At 61.3% G+C, this 17900-nt stretch carries 14 protein-coding genes and 4 tRNA genes; 15 read left to right on the forward strand and 3 right to left on the reverse strand.

Features of this window, described 5'->3' with window-relative positions; translation table 11 throughout:
• Window positions 1-328: 328 nt before the first annotated feature.
• The 8 genes from BANAN_RS01905 to dapC all read left to right on the forward strand — a co-directional run bounded on the left by BANAN_RS01905 (window position 329) and on the right by dapC (window position 5708).
• Window positions 329-410, forward strand: a tRNA-Tyr gene (locus tag BANAN_RS01905).
• A 1-nt stretch (window position 411) separates the two neighbouring features.
• A tRNA-Thr gene (locus BANAN_RS01910) sits at window positions 412-483 on the forward strand.
• A 4-nt stretch (window positions 484-487) separates the two neighbouring features.
• Window positions 488-561: transfer RNA gene (locus BANAN_RS01915), tRNA-Met, on the forward strand.
• Window positions 562-607: 46 nt separating this feature from the next.
• Window positions 608-778, forward strand: coding sequence for a 50S ribosomal protein L33 (gene rpmG, locus BANAN_RS01920; protein ID WP_004268538.1), 171 nt, complete (start codon window positions 608-610; stop codon window positions 776-778).
• Window positions 779-844: 66 nt separating this feature from the next.
• A complete protein-coding gene (locus BANAN_RS01925; RefSeq protein ID WP_041776951.1) occupies window positions 845-2092 on the forward strand; it encodes an FAD-binding protein in 1248 nt (415 codons plus the stop codon).
• 269 nt (window positions 2093-2361) lie between these two features.
• Window positions 2362-3966, forward strand: coding sequence for an APC family permease (locus BANAN_RS01930; protein WP_041776952.1), 1605 nt, complete (start codon window positions 2362-2364; stop codon window positions 3964-3966).
• A 166-nt stretch (window positions 3967-4132) separates the two neighbouring features.
• Entirely contained in the window at window positions 4133-4456 is a 324-nt protein-coding gene (gene fdxA, locus BANAN_RS01935) for a ferredoxin (protein ID WP_004268544.1), read from the forward strand.
• 94 nt (window positions 4457-4550) lie between these two features.
• Entirely contained in the window at window positions 4551-5708 is a 1158-nt protein-coding gene (dapC, locus tag BANAN_RS01940) for a succinyldiaminopimelate transaminase (RefSeq protein WP_014697289.1), read from the forward strand.
• 37 nt (window positions 5709-5745) lie between these two features.
• On the opposite strand, the gene dinB is transcribed toward dapC, so the two are convergent.
• The gene (gene dinB, locus BANAN_RS01945; protein ID WP_014697290.1) at window positions 5746-7062 is read right to left on the reverse strand and encodes a DNA polymerase IV; all 1317 of its coding nucleotides are present in this window, start codon (window positions 7060-7062) and stop codon (window positions 5746-5748) included.
• A gap of 168 nt (window positions 7063-7230) precedes the next feature.
• On the opposite strand from dinB, the gene BANAN_RS01950 reads away from it, so the two are divergent.
• The 7 genes from BANAN_RS01950 to rpsI all read left to right on the forward strand — a co-directional run bounded on the left by BANAN_RS01950 (window position 7231) and on the right by rpsI (window position 13694).
• Window positions 7231-7318: transfer RNA gene (locus tag BANAN_RS01950), tRNA-Ser, on the forward strand.
• 364 nt (window positions 7319-7682) lie between these two features.
• Window positions 7683-8690 carry a D-2-hydroxyacid dehydrogenase family protein gene (locus BANAN_RS01955; RefSeq protein ID WP_041776953.1) on the forward strand — a complete coding sequence of 336 codons (1008 nt, stop codon included), beginning with the start codon at window positions 7683-7685 and terminating at the stop codon, window positions 8688-8690.
• Between the two features lie 57 nt (window positions 8691-8747).
• A complete protein-coding gene (locus tag BANAN_RS01960; protein ID WP_014697292.1) occupies window positions 8748-9383 on the forward strand; it encodes an IMPACT family protein in 636 nt (211 codons plus the stop codon).
• Complete coding sequence (locus BANAN_RS01965) at window positions 9362-10180, forward strand: hypothetical protein (protein WP_041776954.1); 819 nt, start codon at window positions 9362-9364, stop codon at window positions 10178-10180. Before BANAN_RS01960 ends, BANAN_RS01965 begins: the two co-directional genes overlap by 22 nt.
• 108 nt (window positions 10181-10288) lie before the next feature.
• On the forward strand, window positions 10289-12457 hold the full coding sequence (malQ, locus tag BANAN_RS01970) for a 4-alpha-glucanotransferase (protein WP_014697294.1): 2169 nt from the start codon (window positions 10289-10291) through the stop codon (window positions 12455-12457).
• A 276-nt stretch (window positions 12458-12733) separates the two neighbouring features.
• Complete coding sequence (rplM, locus tag BANAN_RS01975) at window positions 12734-13183, forward strand: 50S ribosomal protein L13 (RefSeq protein ID WP_014697295.1); 450 nt, start codon at window positions 12734-12736, stop codon at window positions 13181-13183.
• A 19-nt stretch (window positions 13184-13202) separates the two neighbouring features.
• Window positions 13203-13694, forward strand: a complete 492-nt coding sequence (gene rpsI, locus BANAN_RS01980; RefSeq protein WP_004268556.1) for a 30S ribosomal protein S9 — start codon at window positions 13203-13205, stop codon at window positions 13692-13694.
• Between the two features lie 109 nt (window positions 13695-13803).
• On the opposite strand, the gene glgX is transcribed toward rpsI, so the two are convergent.
• Window positions 13804-16500 carry a glycogen debranching protein GlgX gene (gene glgX / locus BANAN_RS01985; RefSeq protein WP_014697296.1) on the reverse strand — a complete coding sequence of 899 codons (2697 nt, stop codon included), beginning with the start codon at window positions 16498-16500 and terminating at the stop codon, window positions 13804-13806.
• A gap of 54 nt (window positions 16501-16554) precedes the next feature.
• Window positions 16555-17646, reverse strand: coding sequence for an ROK family transcriptional regulator (locus BANAN_RS01990; protein ID WP_014697297.1), 1092 nt, complete (start codon window positions 17644-17646; stop codon window positions 16555-16557).
• Window positions 17647-17900: the final 254 nt, after the last annotated feature.

Below are 17900 nucleotides of genomic sequence, written 5' to 3' on the forward strand. Positions count from 1 at the left end.
TCTGGCGTCTCCGTTGGCCATTCCGTGTCACTGCGCGCAATGTGGGCAATGAAGGATGCCGTACATTGGCCGTTTCGTTCCTGCGCGCGTGATATGACCGTGGGGCGGTCCAACATGCGTGCGGCGCGCCTGCATCCGCATCGTCGGGCGCCCCGATATCTGGTGTGAGTGCTCGGAATAGGCGCAGGCGGAATCAGATTGATATGGAGCGAGGGCTCGGAGTCTGGATTGTGGCGAGCATGTGAATGCGACACGCCGAAGGTTGCTGATGTACGGCTTATGTGCCATACTAGCCAAGTTGCCGGTTGAGACCTCAACCGAAAACGATGGCGGATTTCCCAAGCGGTCAAAGGGACCTGACTGTAAATCAGGCGCTTCGTGCTTCAGTGGTTCGAATCCACTATCCGCCACGCCTCGATAGCTCAGTGGTAGAGCACTTCCTTGGTAAGGAAGAGGTCGTGAGTCCGATTCTCACTCGAGGCTCGATGGCGGGATAGCTCAGCTGGCTAGAGCGTACGACTCATAATCGTAAGGTCAAGAGTTCGAGTCTCTTTCTCGCTACTACGTCGGGTAACCGGCAGCTTAACGACAAAATGAGGTGAATTCAATGGCAAGCAAGAGCGCAGACATTCGTCCGGGCATCACGCTGGCGTGCACCGTGTGCAAGGAGCGTAACTACATTACGACCAAGAACCGCCGTAACACCCCGGATCGTCTCGAACTCAAGAAGTTCTGCCCGAAGTGCGGCAAGCAGACTCTCCACCGCGAGACCCGCTGATTCAAGGCTTCTAAGCTAATCTTAAAACCCGGCCAGATGGTCGGGTTTTTTGTTACTGTGGGCTATATGACAAGTTTTGCTGAACTCACCACCATGGGTGTTGGTGGCTATATCGAACGTTTCGTCGAACCGACCACGCGCGTGGCGCTGATCGAGGAGGTGGAGGACGCCGACTCCAAAGGCACTCCGCTCTGCGTGATCGGCGGCGGCTCGAACATGCTCGCCTCCGACGACGAATTCCACGGCGTGGTGATCCGTGACGCACGCCGCAACATCACCGTGCCGGATGAAGCGGCCCCCGTTGAGGGCGGCGACTACACCGTGCATGTGAACGCGGAGGCCGGCGTGAATTGGGACGACCTCGTGCAGTTCTGCGTGGAACGTGGGCTTGAAGGACTTGAGGGGCTTTCCGGCATTCCGGGCACGGTTGGCGCGAGCGTGGTGCAGAACATCGGCGCATATGGCCAGGAGGTCGCCTCCGCGGTGGAATCCGTTGAGGTGTGGGACCGTGAGGAGAAGAAGACGCTCGAGATGAGCAATGTCGACATGCAGTTCGGCTACCGGTTCAGCCTGCTCAAACGCAGCATGTACAAGGCTCCGGGCATCCCGAACGCGCAGTATTACCCGACGCCGCGCTATATTGTGCTATCCGTGACCTTCGCGCTCGTGCACACCGGAACCGGCACGGTGAACTACCCGCAACTGGCGAGTGCGTTGAATGTGAATCTGCATGACCGCATGCCCATCGACCGCATCCGTGCCGCCGTGCTCGAGGTGCGCGCTTCCAAAGGCATGCTTGAGGATGCCACGCGGTACCGTGAGCCAATCATGGTGGGCACGAAGCGTGCAGATCAGGTGGAGGCTGCCATCGCCGCTCAGCATGCTTTCCGCGAGCAGCATGATGGTGCCGCTCGGAACATGATCATCGACATCGCTTCCGACACCGGCACGAATTCCGATCCGAACCGCCATTCCTGCGGCTCCTTCTTCATGAACCCCATTATCAGCGAAGCTGACGCTGCCCGTCTGCCAGAGGATGCGCCGCGCTTCCCGGCCACGTTGCCGGATGGCTCGACCGGAGTGAAGACCTCCGCCGCCTGGCTCATCGACCATGCCGGCTTCCACAAGGGGTACAAGCTGTCTGACGATGCACGGGCGGGCCTGTCTACACTCCATACGTTGAGCATCACGAACCGCGGTGGCGCTACCTGCGATGACATCGTCAAGCTGGCCGATGCGATTCGCGACGGCGTGCACAAGCAGTTCGGCGTGACGCTGATTTCCGAGCCTGTGCTCGTGAACGTGATGTTGTGACGGTGCCGGACCATCTGGACCATATTCCAGATGGTGAACGCCCGTGTTCTGTGTTCATACGGCGATATTCGAAGAAACGCCCGGATTTGCTCCCCAGAGGAGCAATATCCGGGCGTTTCCTGTATATGGTGCCGGATTTGTTACGCTGTGCGGATTACTGAGAGCGTAATCCGTAAACAAGGGGTCGTACTATGACGACAACAGAACCGACAGAGAGCCAAAAGCACACTGGACCGGTGAGTTTGTTCATGGGAGTATAAGGGCACATCGTGCAGATTTTTAGAACGAAGTCCGTCGAGCAGACGCTGGCGGAGACAGAGGAAGAGGGACATTCTCTCAAGAGGAATCTTGGCTGGTGGGATCTGGCCGTCATGGGCGTGGCCGTTGCCGTGGGCGCGGGCATCTTCTCGGTGGGTGCGCAGGCTGCGGCATTCCACGCGGGACCGGCGGTCATCATCAGTTTCATCATCGCCGGCATCGTGTGCGGGGCGGCGGTCATGTGCTATGCGGAGTTCGCGTCGGTGATGCCGGTGGCGGGTTCGGCGTACACGTTCACGTATGCCACGCTTGGTGAGATTTTCGCGTGGATCATCGGCTGGGACCTGATTCTCGAGATGCTCATGGCCGGTTCGGTCATCTCCAAGTTCTGGGGCGTGTATCTCAACGATTTTCTGCGTCTCATGGGCGTCAACTTCAACACGAATATCATGATCGGCTCGTTCCATCTCGACATCGCGCCCATCGTGATCGTCGCGTTCTTCACCACGTTGCTGGTGCTCGGCACGAAGATCGGCGCACGCGTGGACGGCGCGATGACCGTGCTCAAGATAGCCGTCGTGCTGTTCGTCGTCATCGTCGGCTTCTTCTATGTGAAGGCCTCCAACTACACGCCGTTCATCCCCCCGGCCGAACCCTCGGCGGACGTGGCGAATGCGACCACGGTGCACGGAACCTTGGGCCAACCGCTGTTCCAGTGGCTCACGCATATGAGCCCGACCATCTACGGTGTTCCAGGCATCATCTCGGGTGCCGCACTCGTGTTCTTCGCCTTCATCGGCTTTGACGTCGTCGCCACTGCATCCGAGGAGACCCGTAATCCGAAGCGTAACGTGCCGCTCGGCATCGGCGTGGGCATGGCGCTCATCATCGTCATGTACGTGCTCGTTGCCATCGTGACCACCGGCATGGTCTCCTACAAGCAGCTCGCCTCCGTCGAGAACCCGTCGCTGGCCACCGCATTCGAGCTGGTGGGGGCGGACTGGGCCGCCAAGATCATCAGCTTCGGCATCTGCCTTGGCCTGGCCACCGTGGTCATGGTGCTGCTGTTGGGACTCACGCGCGTCGTGTTCGCCATGAGCCGCGACGGTTTGCTTCCACGTGCCCTTTCGACCACCGGCAAGCACGGCACTCCGGCACGTCTGCAGATTGTCGTCGGCGTGGTCGTCGCCATCATCGCCGCGTGCTTCAACATTGACGTGCTGAGCGACATGGTGAATATCGGCACGCTTTCCGCGTTCACACTGGTGGCCCTCGCCATCCCGATCATGCGCAAGCGCAGGCCCGATTTGAAGCGCAGCTTCCGAATGCCAGGCAATCCGTGGGTTCCGCTGCTCGTCGCGCTTGCGAACTTCTACCTCATGCTGAACCTCACCGTGCTCACCTGGATCCGCTTCCTCATATGGCTCGTGGTTGGCTTCATCATCTACTTTGCCTACGGGTACAACCATGCGCGCGTGGGCACCGGTGAACTTGACGCCGAGGTGGTCAAATACGAGAAGCAGCGCCAGCTCAAGGCGCAGCGCGCGAAACAGTCCGGTTCCGTCGGCCGGGGGAATGATGCGGCCGTGACCAAGGTCGAAGCCGGCAAAGACTGAGATCGGTTTGCCCGCCATTTCACACGCCAGTGCTGAATGGACGGTGGATGGCCCCTATTGGCCGCTTTGCGCACGCGCGGACATGTTCGCCAAGGACATGCCCGCGCTTTGTTTTATGGGTGTAGGCGGGTAGTCTGGTAGGGACTTTGAGAAACAAGGAGGAGCCATGGCCTACGTGATCGCGCAGCCCTGCGTCGACGTGAAAGACAAGGCGTGTGTAGACGAATGCCCGGTGGATTGCATCTACGAGGGCAAGCGCTCGCTGTACATCAATCCGAACGAATGCGTCGATTGCGGCGCATGCGAACCAGTGTGCCCGACCGAGGCAATCTTCTATGAAGACGATCTGCCGCCGGAGTGGGAGTGGTACAAGGATGCCGCCGTTGAGTTCTTCGCCGAGGTGGGCGATCTCGGTGGTGCACAGGCTGCCGGTCCCATTGGCAAGGATCCGCAACGTGTCGCCGATCTGCCGCCACAGAACGCCGCCTGAGCATAGTAATCTGCAATCGCGTGCGCCTTCCCAGGTGCACGCGATGCCATAGTGATACAAGTCACTCGCATTCGCCCGTATTCGTAGGAGAGCCATGGGATTCAAGGATTTCAGCACGCCATATGATTGGTCTCGCGTGGGCCGGTACAAACGCATCGCGCAGGCGGTGCCCGGTGGCATGGTCGATCTGTCGGTCGGTTCGCCGGTGGATGCGGTACCGGATTCCGTGCGCAAGGCGCTCGCCGTCAGCGCGAACGACGCAAACGCCTGTGGCTACCCGGTGACTGGCGGCACGGCAGACCTGCGCCGTGCGATCTGCGAATGGTTCCGCGACTGCCGTGATGTGGAGATCGAGGCGATAGGGGCTGATGTGGTGCCGACGGTCGGCTCCAAGGAGGGTGTGGCGATGATGGCGTCGCTGCTCCAACTCAGCTCCGGCGACGTGGTGGTCCAACCGCGGGTGAGCTACCCCACCTACGAGATCGGCACCCAGGTGGCTGGTGCCACGGTGGTCAAGGTCGACGACGTCGCCGCAGTGGATTCATGGCACAACATACCCGGTGTGAAGGCAATCTGGGTGAACTCTCCGAGCAACCCGACGGGTGCCGTGCTCTCCGCCGCGCAGCTGCATGACATCGTGAAGGCCGCCCGCGAGGTAGGCGCCGTGGTGCTCAGCGACGAATGCTATGCGTTGATGAACTGGACCAAGGCCAATGACGACGAGGGGAACCGCGAGGCCGCCATCGAGTCGTCCCCCTGCGCATTGCGCGCCGACGTGTGCGACGGACGTGCAGATGGTGTGATCGTGTTGTATTCGCTGAGCAAGCAATCGAATATGGCCGGGTACCGTACGGCACTGCTCGCAGGCGATGCACAGATCATCTCGCGTATGACCGCGTTCCGCAAACAGCTCGGCCTCATCATGCCTGGACCGGTGCAGGCGGCGATGGCGGCCGGCTTACGAGACGCGGCATCGGTGCGTGCACAGCACAACCGGTATCATGACCGTCTGGGTGAGCTCGTCTGCGCATTGCGTGGCTACGGGTATCGGGTGAACATGCCCCAGGGAGCCTTGTACGTATGGACGAAGGCGAAGTCGGCTGATTGCTGGACCGATATGGAAGCGCTCGCCTCCATCGGTATCATCGCCAGCCCCGGCGAATTCTATGGTGCTCCGGAATATCTGCGATTCTCGGCCACCGCCACCGACGAGCAGATTCACCGGGCGTGTGAGCGGCTCGCACAGGCCTGACGCCGCCTCTTATTCGGTTGCTCGTATTGGGCGCATGCTATGCGCCGAGATGTGCGCTGTCCTGCCCGAATTTTCGCCGGATCTGGTCGAGTGCCTCCTCAGCGGAGCGCAGGCGTGTCGACCTTGTGCCGTTTGCGGGGGAGGGAGCCGATGACAATGCCTGTGGCGCAGGGGTCACACGCTCGTTCTCCTCGAGCAGTTCATCGAGCGTGGGTTGGATCACCGTCTCCTCACGCTTCGTCAATGTGCTCGTGCTGATGCCGGCGAGCCGTATGGGGCGTGTGAGTTTGGCCTCAGTGCCGCGGCAATCCGCCGGCATGCCCATCATGCGCAACAACAGGTCGATGGCATGCGGGTACAACGTGCTCGCGGCGTCAGTCGGTTGTTCCAGTTGCATCTGCTTGGTGGAGTAGGCAAGGTCGGGGAACCGCAGTTTCACGGTGAGCGTGCGCGCCATGAGCCCCTTGGCGCGCAGTATGGAGGCAACCTTGTCGCAGCATTGTTTGATCAGCGTGCTCGCTGTGACCAAGTCATTGCAGTCCGTGTCGAAGGTGCGTTCCTGTCCGATCGATTTCTCGGGGGCGTGTAGCGTGAGTGTGCGCGGGTCGATGCCATGCGAGGCTTCCCACAGGTGTGTTGCGGCGGCTTTCGATCCGGTCGCCTGTATGAGCTCCTCCACCGAACAGCGTGCGAGCTGGGACACGGAGTTGATTCCCCATGCGTTCAGCCGCTTCTCCTGGGCGGGGCCAAGCCCCGGAATGCCTCGCAATGGCATCAGCTGCACGAACTGCGCATGCTTGTCCAGCGGAATGAGCAGCATGCCGTTCGGCTTCGCATTCGTGCTCGCCATCTTCGCCACGAGTTTGTTGCCGGCTATGCCCACTGAGCAGGTGATGCCGAACCGTTCCGCGACCTGCGCCCGTAACCATTGGGCTATGCGCGTCGGGCTGTGCCATGCGAGCAGCGCACCGGAGACGTCCATATAGCATTCATCGACGGAGACCTGTTCGATGCGGTCCGTCGCCTCGCGGAAGATCGTGTGGAAGATCTCATGGGAGACGGCGCTGTAGTAGTGGTGGTCGACGGGCAGGAAGATTCCGTTCGGGCAGAGTTGGTGCGCGCGTGCGGCCGGCATTGCCGAATTGATGCCGTACTTGCGGGCCTCGTAGCTTGCAGCGGAGACCACGGCGCGGTTGCCGGTGCCTACAATAACCGGTTTGCCGCGGAATTCCGGGTGTCTTGCTATCTCGAGCGAGGCGAAGAACGCGTCCATGTCGATATGCAGTATGGTGCAGCCGGTCTCGTCATGGCCCCAATCCCTTTTGGCAGCTTCGATACGCGGTGCTGTGCTCATGTCTCAACTGTACCTGAACAGATGTTCGAATGGAAGCGCCGGTGTATTCGCGCCCGTCGCGGAACAGAGAGGGGCTCCACAACAAGGTCGTTTTCGCTGAATTTGCGAATATCGGTGTTTCGTCTGTTGAGTCTGCTATGATGTTCTTTTGTTGCGCTAATGCAGCATGGAGTCATGCCTGAGTGGCCGATAGGGGCACCCTGCTAAGGTGTTAGTCGTGTTTAGCGGCTCGAGGGTTCGAATCCCTCTGACTCCGCGATCAGGGCGAATCCGTTGGGATTCGCCTTTTTCCGTTTCGGATGGCTTCTGTCTGTTCCATGGGTTCCGGTAGGGTTGCACGTCCTGTGTCGGCCATTTCGGGCGAGTCGAACGACATTGATTGTCGTATGCCATTCCCTGTCATCAAATCCGCGATATGATGTGCACAATGGCCAGCAAGGGGGATTGTGAAATTAGTTGAAGCAGCGGTACGCCATTGTCCGTCGCTTCGCTTGCCGAGTGTAGTGCAGCGGCATGCGTGGGACAAATCGCCGGTCTTGATATGAGACGGGTCCGAGGTGGTCTGCTGGGGCATTCGATTCGGAAACTCGCGGAAATATAGTGCCGCTACAGTGTCGGCCATGACACAGATTCTTGAGACCCGACCGGAACGCACCGATCTGCCCCTCACCGTGATGCCATGTGTGGTGGCCGACATGATCGAGCCGTTCAAGGCGAACTTCGAGGTGCTACGCGATGTGACGCGCCTGAGAATGTACACTGACACCACCCTGGACCCGGACGAGATCGTGCGGCGTTGCGAGGGTGCCGACGCCGTGATCGTGATCGGCGTGCACATCGACGACGATTTGTATACACGGCTCACGCATACGCAGGGACATGCGAAGTGCTTCGCATTCGGCGGCACCGGGGTGGCCAGCTACATCGACCTCGCCCGTGCGCGGCAGGATGGCGTGCGCGTATGCAATGTGCGTCGATATGGGGACGCCGCGGTCGCCGAGCTCGCCATCGCGCTCATGATGGAGTTGGCGCGCCATGTGGGCGAGCTCGACACGCAGGTGCGCGAGGGAAGCTGGCGCGGTGTGTTCGGCACCGAGCTCTCCGGCAAAACGCTTGGTCTTGTGGGATTCGGCGGCATCGGGCAGCATGTGGCGCGCATCGCCAACGGATTTGGCATGCGAATCCAGGTCTGGAACTCGCATGTGCACGCCGACGCGCTCGCTGCAAATCCCGAGATCACGCTCGTCGACGGCATCGACGACCTCATGGCCACCAGCGACATCGTGTCGCTGCATCTGCCCCTCACCGATGAGACGCGTGGTGGCATCACTCTCGAGAACCTGAACCATCTGCGGCCCGGAAGCATGCTCATCAACACCGCGCGCGCCGAGATCATCGCGCCGGGGGCGCTCGAGCGGCGCTTGGAACGCGGCGACCTCCTGACCGGTCTCGACGTGTTCGACAAGGAGCCGTTGCCGCAGGATTCCCCGCTCCGTTCGGTTCCCGGCGTCGTGCTCACCCCGCATGTCGCCTGGCGGGCCGATGGCGCCTATGCGAGCCTGACCCGACAGGTGATGGAGGCGATCGTCTCGTTCTACGAGGGCGGCGATTTCAACGTGGTCGTCTGAGCGGGCGGTAGTGTGGTTCTGCATACCCAGAAGTGACGAGACCGTTTGCGAGGAGCCATGCGTACCTTGTTGAATCCGGCCGACAAGCCGGCGCACGATGCATTCGTGGAGAAGAAGTCCGAGTTCATAGGCGACGCCTGCCATGTCGATTCGCTTGAGGATGCGCTCGCGTTCGTCGAGACTGTGCGCGAGCGTCACCCGAAAGCACGCCATGTGGCCTATGCGGCGATTGTGACCGGTGACGATGGCCGTGTGATGGAGCGCATGAGCGATGATGGTGAGCCGAGCGGCACGGCGGGCAAGCCGATCCTCGATGTGTTGCGTGCGAATGAACTCACGGATTGCGTGATTGCCGTCACGCGATATTTCGGCGGCATTCTGCTCGGTTCGGGCGGTCTCATCCGCGCATACTCCACCGGAGCGTCGATTGCGGTGAAGGCAGCGGATGTCGCACAGATTGTGGTCTGTGCCCGGTATACGGTGCCGCTCGACTACTCGCAGCTCGGGCCGATGCGCCATCTGGTCGAGGTGATGGGCGCGGTGGAGGAGTCTGCCGTTTTCTCGGATCACGTGGTGCTCACCGTGCTCGTGCGCGATGATGCGCGCGAATCGTTCGAACATCGTGTGCGTGAGCAGTTCAGTGCGACGGTGACGCCGGAGTATGTGGGCCGATGCCACCGTGCGATGCGGTGACACGCCGCACGCCGCTCCATGATGCCGGTGCCGCGCCCGCTGCCGCATGTGCATTAGACTTGGGGTGCACGGCACGGAGCGCAGACGATGCGCATGAGGTGGAGGTCAGCATGACAGACGGCGAGCAGACGGCACAGACTGCGCGGAATACGCAGGCGGACGGCGTGCAGGACGCGGCCGGGAATCAGGGGGAGGCTTCCGAAGCCCAGACTCCGCAGTTCGAACCGCTCACCGTGACCTATGAACGTCTGCGCCATTCGACAGACCCGCAGGAACTGCACGAATTCGCACGCAGGCCGTTGCCGGATCGCGCGAAACAGGCGGCGTTCTCACGCGCGACGGCATTGCTCGAGGCGGTCGCCGGCAATCAGCACACGCCGTTGGAAGACCGCGTGTTCCTCGCGGAGACGATGCCGTTCCCGAATGTGCTCGTCAAGCTGTCTGAAGACCCTTCCCCCGAGGTCCGGCGTGCGGTCGCCGCGAACCGCGACGATAAGAACTGGCTGGTGGGGCGCCTGACCAAAGACGAGGTGCCCGAAGTGCGCGACGAGGCACTGCGTAATCCGCAGACGTCATGGAAAATGCGCATGGAGGGGGCGCAGAATCCTGAGGTGGACGCGCAGACCCTCGATTTTCTGAGCAGACTCGGCGTTGAACTTGAGCCGGACGCTCCGCGGATCCTGTCGACGATGGTGCGTCGCGGCGTGGCGCTCAATCCGAATGCCGGTGCGGAGACAATCGAGCGACTCAAGGAAGATCCGGTGCCCGAAGTGGCGAAGGCGGCACAGCGCCGGTGACCTTCCGAGCGTAACCTACGGCTATCTCGGTGAGAGGAATGAAAACGTTTGCTCCTTTATGGGCGTAGCCGGGAACGTCGCTGCAAAAAAGGCTTACACTTAGGGGTTATGACAGAACTCAACGAAGAAAGCCCGGAGCGTCTTGCGCGCCCCCTTATTCGTCTCGCGCAGTCGCTGGGCGTGGCGACCAGTTATGTCGGCATGTCGCGTGATTTCCATGAGATTCCCGATGACGTGCTCGTGGCCGTCCTGAAGGCCCTCAATGTCGATGCCTCCAGCGAAGAGACCATCGAAGCGTCGTTGGAACATGTGAACAACCAGCGCGCCATGCGGCTCATCGAACCCACCGTGCTGCACATTGTGGGCGAGCAGACTCACGTGCCCATCCATCTGGCCATCACCGAGGCGCCGAAGGTTACGATCACACTCGAAGACGGCACCATATACCAACACGACATCACGGTGGAGCCGCTGCCCGACGTCAAGGTGCATGAAGTCAACGGCAAGTTCTTCTCGACGGCGCAGATCGCACTGCCTGCCGACCTGCCCGAGGGCTACCACACGCTGCACATCGCGGCAGGGCAGCGCGAGGCGGATGCGACGCTGATCAGCGCGCCACAGCGCATCCCATTGCTCGATCCGCTCAAGAACGGGTCGTTGTGGGGATGGATGGCCCAGTTGTATTCGATCCGCTCGGCCGACTCCTGGGGCGTCGGCGATTTCGCCGATCTACGCACGTTGCTCATCGACTCGAAGCGGTACACGAATGCCGACTTCATGCTCATCAACCCAGTGCATGCCGGCGAACCGGTCTCACCGCTGACCCCGTCGCCATACCTGCCGGTGTCGCGTCGCTTCATCAACTTCACCTACATTCACCCGGAGGACATTCCCGAGTACTACGCGTTGGACGATGCCGCCAAGCAGTCCGTCAAGGACGCACACGCCAAAATGGAGGCCTACAACGCCGATCCGAACCTGATCGACCGCGATGCCATGTGGCTCGAGAAGGAGAAGGCGCTGCGCACGATCTTCAACGCAGGCCTGCAGTCGGTGCGCCAGCAGGCCTTCGACGACTACAAGGCCAAGTGCGGCGAGGATCTCGAGGCATACGCCACCTGGTGTGTCTGCTATGCGAAGTGGGGCAAGCCCGAGAACACGCCTGACAACTGGATCAACAAATACACGAAGGATTCCCCCGAGGTCAAGCAGCTGCGCGAGCAGAACAGCGACTTGCTCGAATTCTACCGTTGGCTCGAGTGGATTGCGGTCGAGCAGATGCATGCGGCCCAGCAGGCGGCACGTCAGGCCGGCATGCAGATCGGCATCATGAGCGATATGGCCGTCGGCGTCCATCCGGACGGCTCCGAGGTGTGGTGGAACCCGGAGCGATTCGCCAACGGCGCCTCCGTGGGTGCGCCGCCGGACATGTTCAACCAGCAGGGGCAGAACTGGAGCCAGCCCCCGTTGAGCCCGCTCTCGCTCAAGGAAACCGGCTACAAGGCGTACCGCGAGATGGTGCGTGGCATGTTCGACTGCGCCGGCGCCGTGCGCATCGACCACATTCTCGGCCTGTTCCGCCTGTGGTGGATCCCGGAGGGCCAGCCGGCCTCGAACGGCACCTACGTGTACTACGACCACAACACGATGCTGGGCATTCTTGCGATCGAGGCAGACCGCGTCGGCGGCCTGATCGTGGGCGAGGACCTCGGTGTCATGCCGTCGTACGTACAGCAGTCGCTCGCCGACCATGCCATCTTCGGCTGCGCCGTCGAATGGTTCGAGCAGATGGATGGCGTGTTCATTCCGCCGAAGGATTGGCGCCCGTATGCGTTGGCCTCGGTGGACAACCACGACATGCCGCCGGCGGCCGGCTATCTCGAGTACGAGCATGTGCGCGTGCGCGAACAGCTCGGTCTGCTCGGCGAGGATTCGTCGGCCTTCGAGCGCAGCGCGCGCGCCGAGCATCAGGCCATGCTGCAGATGCTCGTCGACAACGGCTACCTCGATGTCAATGTGATGAAAGACGAATCCGGCAGATGGGAGGAGATTGTCGAGGCGCTCTACCGTGCGCTCAACAGCTCGCCTTGCAAGCTCAAGGCCGTCTCCTTCGTCGACGCAGTGGGAGAGCGCCGCACGCAGAACCAGCCGGGCACCGACAACGAGTATCCGAACTGGCGTGTGCCGTTGGCCGACTACCATGGCGACAACGTGCCGCTCGAGCACTTGTTCGACTCCGATCTGCTGCAGCGCATCGCCAAGATCATGAACAGCTGATGGGCGGACCCGCACCTTATTGCGAAAGCGCCGGCGTATATTGCGCCGGCGCTTTGCCGTCTGTGAACAGGGTGTGGGGAGTGCTATCGCGCGTACGCGTATGTCAAGCCGAGGGATATAATAAAGGATTGTTGTGTTTCCCTACGGGGTCCTTCAAAGCGCTTTCCCACTCGCATAAGGACTTTCAGGGAGCCCACGGTAATGAGATCGGAACGCCGCACGGTCTGACCAACCCGCAGCGCGAGGATCCGGAACACAATACAGAAAAGGTATATCGTGAAAACTTTCACACCGAAGCCAGCTGATCTTACTCACGACTGGTACATCATCGACGCCAAAGACGTCGTTCTGGGCCGTCTCTCCGTCGCCGCAGCCAACCTGCTGCGCGGCAAGAACAAGCCTTCCTTCGCTCCGCATGCCGATTCCGGCAACTACGTGATCATCATCAACGCCGACAAGATCGCTCTTACCGGCGACAAGATGGACAAGGAGCTCTACTCGCACTCCGGTCGTCCTGGTGGCCTGCGCCGCGACAGCTACGCAGAGCTGCTCAAGAACAAGCCCGAGCGCATCATCATGCACGCCGTCAAGGGCATGCTTCCGAAGAACAAGCTCGCGAAGGTCCAGCTGACCCGTCTGCGCGTGTTCGCCGGTGAAGAGCATCCGCACGTTGGCCAGAAGCCTCAGGTCTACGAGATCGAGCAGATCTCGCAGCAGGCAAAGTGAACCGAAGGAGATAAGAACAATGGCTGAGAATACCAACAACTCCGCGGTTACCGAGACCGAGGAAACCACCGCCGCCTTCACCACCGAGACCAACTCGGGCGCAGGCACCGGCACCTCCACGATCGCTCCGGGCTATGGCACCGGCCGTCGTAAGGAAGCCGTCGCCCGTGTTCGTCTGGTTCCGGGCACCGGCGAGTGGAAGATCAATGGCCGTACGCTCGAGGAGTACTTCCCGTCGAAGCTGCTCCAGCGTGAAGTGAACTCGCCGATCGTGCTCCTGAAGCTCGAAGGCAAGTTCGACGCAATCGTGCTCGTCGACGGTGGCGGCACCACCGGCCAGGCCGGCGCAATCCGCCTGGGCGTGGCTCGTGCCCTCAACGCCATCGACCGCGATGCCAACCGCGCAGCCCTGAAGAAGGCTGGCTTCCTCACCCGCGACGCCCGCGTCGTGGAGCGCAAGAAGGCCGGTCTGCACAAGGCTCGCCGCGCTCCGCAGTTCTCGAAGCGTTAAGCGTTATACGCGAAGAAGGCCGCCCTGCAATGCAGGGCGGCCTTCTTGTATTCGGAAAGAGGAGCTGGGTTCATGGCCGATGATTCGGTCCGTGGACTCGGCTCTCCAATCACCAGGTGCGGCGTTCCGATTGCAGCAGCAGGCTTATGCTCAGCGCCGGGAAGGTCCACACGTTCGATGGAGGGGCATTGGGGGCATCTGCAGACGCGGTGGTGCCTTCGGGAGCCGGGGCATCGTGCTCGACGTCGAATGCGGTGGTCGTGGGGTCAGAATCGGCCATGCTGATGCGTGTGGGGTCGCCGGTTCCGGAGTGTGCACCGGCGGTCATCGGCGGCATCTGCTGGTCGAGGGTGTCCTTGATCTTGCGGTCGAGAATGGATTCGAGGAGCTGTGTCTCATGTGCGGTGAGCTTTGCCGTTGGCTTGGTGGTTCCAATCTCCTGACGGGCGGCATTCTCCTCGGCGTCCGCGCCAACGGCACCATGGGCGTCGAGATCGTGCATGGGCGACGTCGCACGCTTGAACCGCAGCGTCTCCGCAAGTGGCGACACCACCGCAGACCGTGAGATCTTGGTGACGGAGGTGCCCGGTGCGGGCTGTTCGCCAGTGGTCTGCGCCGACGACCATAGCAGATTGAACGTCGAATCCGACGGCAGGTGCATCTGGCGGTCGGTTTCATCGCCGTTGACCACAATCAGAACGTCGGGTTCGTCCTTGAAATACAGGTGCATCATGAACGAGCGCACCGACGAGTCGCGCCAATCGGAATCCATGGGCATCGTGCCATCCGGCAGGCTCCACTGCACACGCGAGCTCGGTTTGAGCAGCCCCAACTGGGAGAGCCTCGTGAAGAAGTCCTCGTGATTGTATATGTCGAGCGATTTGCGCACGGCGATCAGATTCGCGGTGGCCTCGAGTTGGCGGGATTCGGCGGTTTCCTCTGTGCAGTTGATCCAATCCCAGTCGAGCCAGGTGATCTCGTTGTCTTGGCAATACGCGTTGTTGTTGCCGTATTGCGTGTTGCCGAATTCGTCTCCTGCGAGCAGCATGGGCGTGCCAAGCGAGAGAATGAGCGTGCCGAGCATGTTCATACGCGAGCGTTCGCGTGCACTTTCGATGCTGAGATCGTCGGTGGGGCCCTCCACGCCGAAGTTGGCGGAATGGTTCACATTCGTGCCGTCGTTGTTGTTCTCGCCATTCGCCTCGTTGTGCTTGTGGTCGTAGCTGGTGAGGTCGGCCAGTGTGAAGCCGTCGTGCGCGCTGATGTAATTGATCGACGACGTGGCGCCACGGCCCGGGTCGGTGGCGAACAGGTCCGCCGAACCGCACAGGCGCGTGGCCATCTCCTGCATGGTGGTCACACCGTGGCCTGCAGTCTGGTTGATGTCGGAGAGCCAGAACTGGCGGGAGGCGTCGCGGAACCGGTCGTTCCACTCTCCGAAGGGCGAGAGGAACTGGCCGGTGCGCCAACCCTGGAAGCCCAAATCCCACGGCTCCATGATGAGCTTGAGGTTGCCGAGCAGCTGGTCGGAACGCAATGCGTACAGGAACGGATGGTACGGGGTGAACATGCCCTTGAGCCGCGCCAGCGAGACGGCGAGGTCGAATCGGAAGCCGTCTATGCCTATGCGCTTGGCCCAGTACCGCAGCGAATCCACGGCGAACGTGATGTTGTGGGTGTCGGTGAAGTCCACGGTGTTGCCGCAGCCGGTGGTGTCTTCAAGTTCGCCGGCATGCTGGGTCTGCTGGCGGTAGAACGAGAGATTGTCGAGTCCGCGCCAGCAGACACTCGGCCCGGCATTGCCGCCCTCGCAGGTGTGGTTGTACACCACGTCCATGATCACCTCGAAGCCGGCTTCATGCAGGGCGCGCACCATGTCGATCACCTCACGGCGTACGGCGGCGGCACCGGCCTGTTGGGCGGCCTTCGTGGCATAACCGGGCTCAGGGGAGAAGAAGTTGAGCGTGGAATAACCCCAGTAGTTCGTGCGCCCGCGTTCCTGCAGGAACACCTCGGGCTGCTTGGCCATGATCGGCAGCAGTTCGATTGACGTGACACCTAGATCCTGCAAATAGGCGAGTGTGGTGGGGTGGGCAAGGCCGGCGTAGGTGCCGCGTAGCTCCTCTGGCAACCATGGCGCGTTCTTGGTGAAGCCCTTCACATGCAGCTCGTAGATCACCGTCTTGCTCCACTGCACATGCGGGTGTTCCGGATCGCCGTCGTGCTTGCGGGCGTCGCGGTCGTCGATCGCCACTGACACCGGGCAATGGCCCAGAGAATCGAGCGTGCTCATCTCGCCCCAGCAGTCGCCTTCGACCTTGCCGTCATCGCCTATGGTGCATTGGTACGCGAACATGGAGGGGTCGAGTTGCATCGCCCGCTCAATGCCCTTGGCATAGGGGTCGATGAGGAACTTGTATGGGTTGAACCGCAGGCCGTGATGCGGGTCCCATGTGCCGTCGGCGCGGAAGCCATATTGCAGACCATCCCATGCCTTCTCGAGATGGAGGTTCCACAGGCCGTAGTTCGGGCCGGTCATCTTGAACAACGTCTCGCGCAGACCGAGCGCGGGCACGATGCGCGAACAGATCGGGTAATGGCGCATGTAGTCGAGGAGCCGGTCCGCCGCGTCGTCGGGCAGGCGCACCGCCTGGTTATAGAACGCGCTGGGCTTGTCCACCGGCTCGAGCACGCTCAACCACAGTTGTTCCGCGGTCTCAGAACGTACCACGACGTCCGCGCCGCCGTCATCGGTGTAGAAGAAGCCTGGTCGCGTGGCGTATCGCTGTAATTTCTGTAACTGCATAGCTTTCCAGTGTAACGGACGAATCTATGAGCCGGGCGGTCCGGTCGGCGCGGATCAGGCGTCCGGCATTCCGTTCAGGGAAACGGGAATGAGTGATTGCGCCGCGCCCACCGCATCCTGGTATTCCACGCAGCAGCCGCGCATGACCTGCGGATTGCGCGCCGACGGGTTCACGTGTTCGGCACATGTGGTGAGGCGCTCGAGTTGGGCGATTTCGGAATCGTCGAGATAGTCGGCGATCGGCCCGCACAGAATGACATCCGCCGGTACGAACGTGCGAATGTTGTTGACCGCATGGGCGAGCGAGCCGAGCCAGCGGTCCATGCGCGCATGATGATTGCGCTCGCCCTGCTCAAGCACACCGAAGAAACCCGGCAGACTCTCGCCCTCCTCGGTGAGCTGCCGCGACGAGCACAGCACCTCAAGGCATCCGCGCGACCCACATCGGCAGACGTCGCCGCTCGCGTCGAGTTGCATGTGCTCGAGATTGCCCTCGCGTGCGACGCCGCCCATCACGACGGCGCTGTTGATGTACTCGCCCAGATAGAGGCACACCGCGTTGCGCAGCAGCGGGTGGTTATGCAGCTCGACGGTGGCGTAGGCGACGTTGCGCGCGATGCGTGAGCAGGGCAATGTGAGAATGCGGCTGATGCCTTGGTACGACTCGGTGGCCGCATTCCAGTCCTCGGCCACGCAGATGCAGTGGCGCGCCGCGCTCGATGGCAATGCGAAGCACACGCCGATCGGGGAGGGCAGCGACTGCGCGAACGCCGAGATCGTATGCGCGGCGCGTTCGTAGTACGCGTTGTCGTTGCGCCGCGCCATCGTCACCTTGTGCTCGGCTATCACATTGCCGCGCAGATCCACCGCCATGCACACCACCTCGGTGGGTCTCAACGCCACGCCGATCGCCGTGCGATGGCTCGCGTTGAACTGCCAGGCCTGGGCTTTGCGCCCTCCCGTGGAGGCCCGCGTCTCCGCTGGGGCAATGAGCCCGTCGGCAGCGAGCTCACGCAGATTCTCGGTGATTGTGGGCATGCTCAGATGCGTGGCGTCTGCAATCTGCCGCTTGGTCATGGACGGTGCCGCGAACAGCTCGCGCAGTATGAGCTCGCGATTGTGCCGTTTGACGGCCGTGCTTTCCATATGCTTCCCTGCCCGCTGCTATTCGCCGGCGACTCTCGCTGTGACCGGCTCGTGTAGGTCAAGGGTATCGGATGCCACCAGTTTTGCAAAACTGATTTTTAAAAGATTCAACAGAACGTGGACTTTTGGAAAAGGATTTGTAGAAGTGAGTGGATTGTCGAGTGCGAAACTGTGTGCACTTGTCGACGAAAGTGAACAATTTGTATCAAATAACTCAAATTGAGATGGAAATCTGCCAATATCTGACACAATTG

The sequence above is a fragment of the Bifidobacterium animalis subsp. animalis ATCC 25527 genome (genome assembly GCF_000260715.1).
Classification (GTDB): domain Bacteria; phylum Actinomycetota; class Actinomycetes; order Actinomycetales; family Bifidobacteriaceae; genus Bifidobacterium; species Bifidobacterium animalis.

What these genes read in the sequence shown, in the direction of transcription:
- dapC (WP_014697289.1), top strand. Translation starts at nt 4,551, where the DNA reads ATGGGATTCAAGGATTTCAGCACGCCATATGATTGGTCTCGCGTGGGC.
- BANAN_RS01965 (WP_041776954.1), top strand. Translation starts at nt 9,362, where the DNA reads ATGCCACCGTGCGATGCGGTGACACGCCGCACGCCGCTCCATGATGCC.
- rpsI (WP_004268556.1), top strand. Translation starts at nt 13,203, where the DNA reads ATGGCTGAGAATACCAACAACTCCGCGGTTACCGAGACCGAGGAAACC.
- fdxA (WP_004268544.1), top strand. Translation starts at nt 4,133, where the DNA reads ATGGCCTACGTGATCGCGCAGCCCTGCGTCGACGTGAAAGACAAGGCG.
- dinB (WP_014697290.1), bottom strand. Translation starts at nt 7,062, where the DNA reads ATGAGCACAGCACCGCGTATCGAAGCTGCCAAAAGGGATTGGGGCCAT.
- rpmG (WP_004268538.1), top strand. Translation starts at nt 608, where the DNA reads ATGGCAAGCAAGAGCGCAGACATTCGTCCGGGCATCACGCTGGCGTGC.
- BANAN_RS01990 (WP_014697297.1), bottom strand. Translation starts at nt 17,646, where the DNA reads ATGGAAAGCACGGCCGTCAAACGGCACAATCGCGAGCTCATACTGCGC.
- BANAN_RS01960 (WP_014697292.1), top strand. Translation starts at nt 8,748, where the DNA reads ATGCGTACCTTGTTGAATCCGGCCGACAAGCCGGCGCACGATGCATTC.
- malQ (WP_014697294.1), top strand. Translation starts at nt 10,289, where the DNA reads ATGACAGAACTCAACGAAGAAAGCCCGGAGCGTCTTGCGCGCCCCCTT.
- glgX (WP_014697296.1), bottom strand. Translation starts at nt 16,500, where the DNA reads ATGCAGTTACAGAAATTACAGCGATACGCCACGCGACCAGGCTTCTTC.
- BANAN_RS01925 (WP_041776951.1), top strand. Translation starts at nt 845, where the DNA reads ATGACAAGTTTTGCTGAACTCACCACCATGGGTGTTGGTGGCTATATC.
- BANAN_RS01955 (WP_041776953.1), top strand. Translation starts at nt 7,683, where the DNA reads ATGACACAGATTCTTGAGACCCGACCGGAACGCACCGATCTGCCCCTC.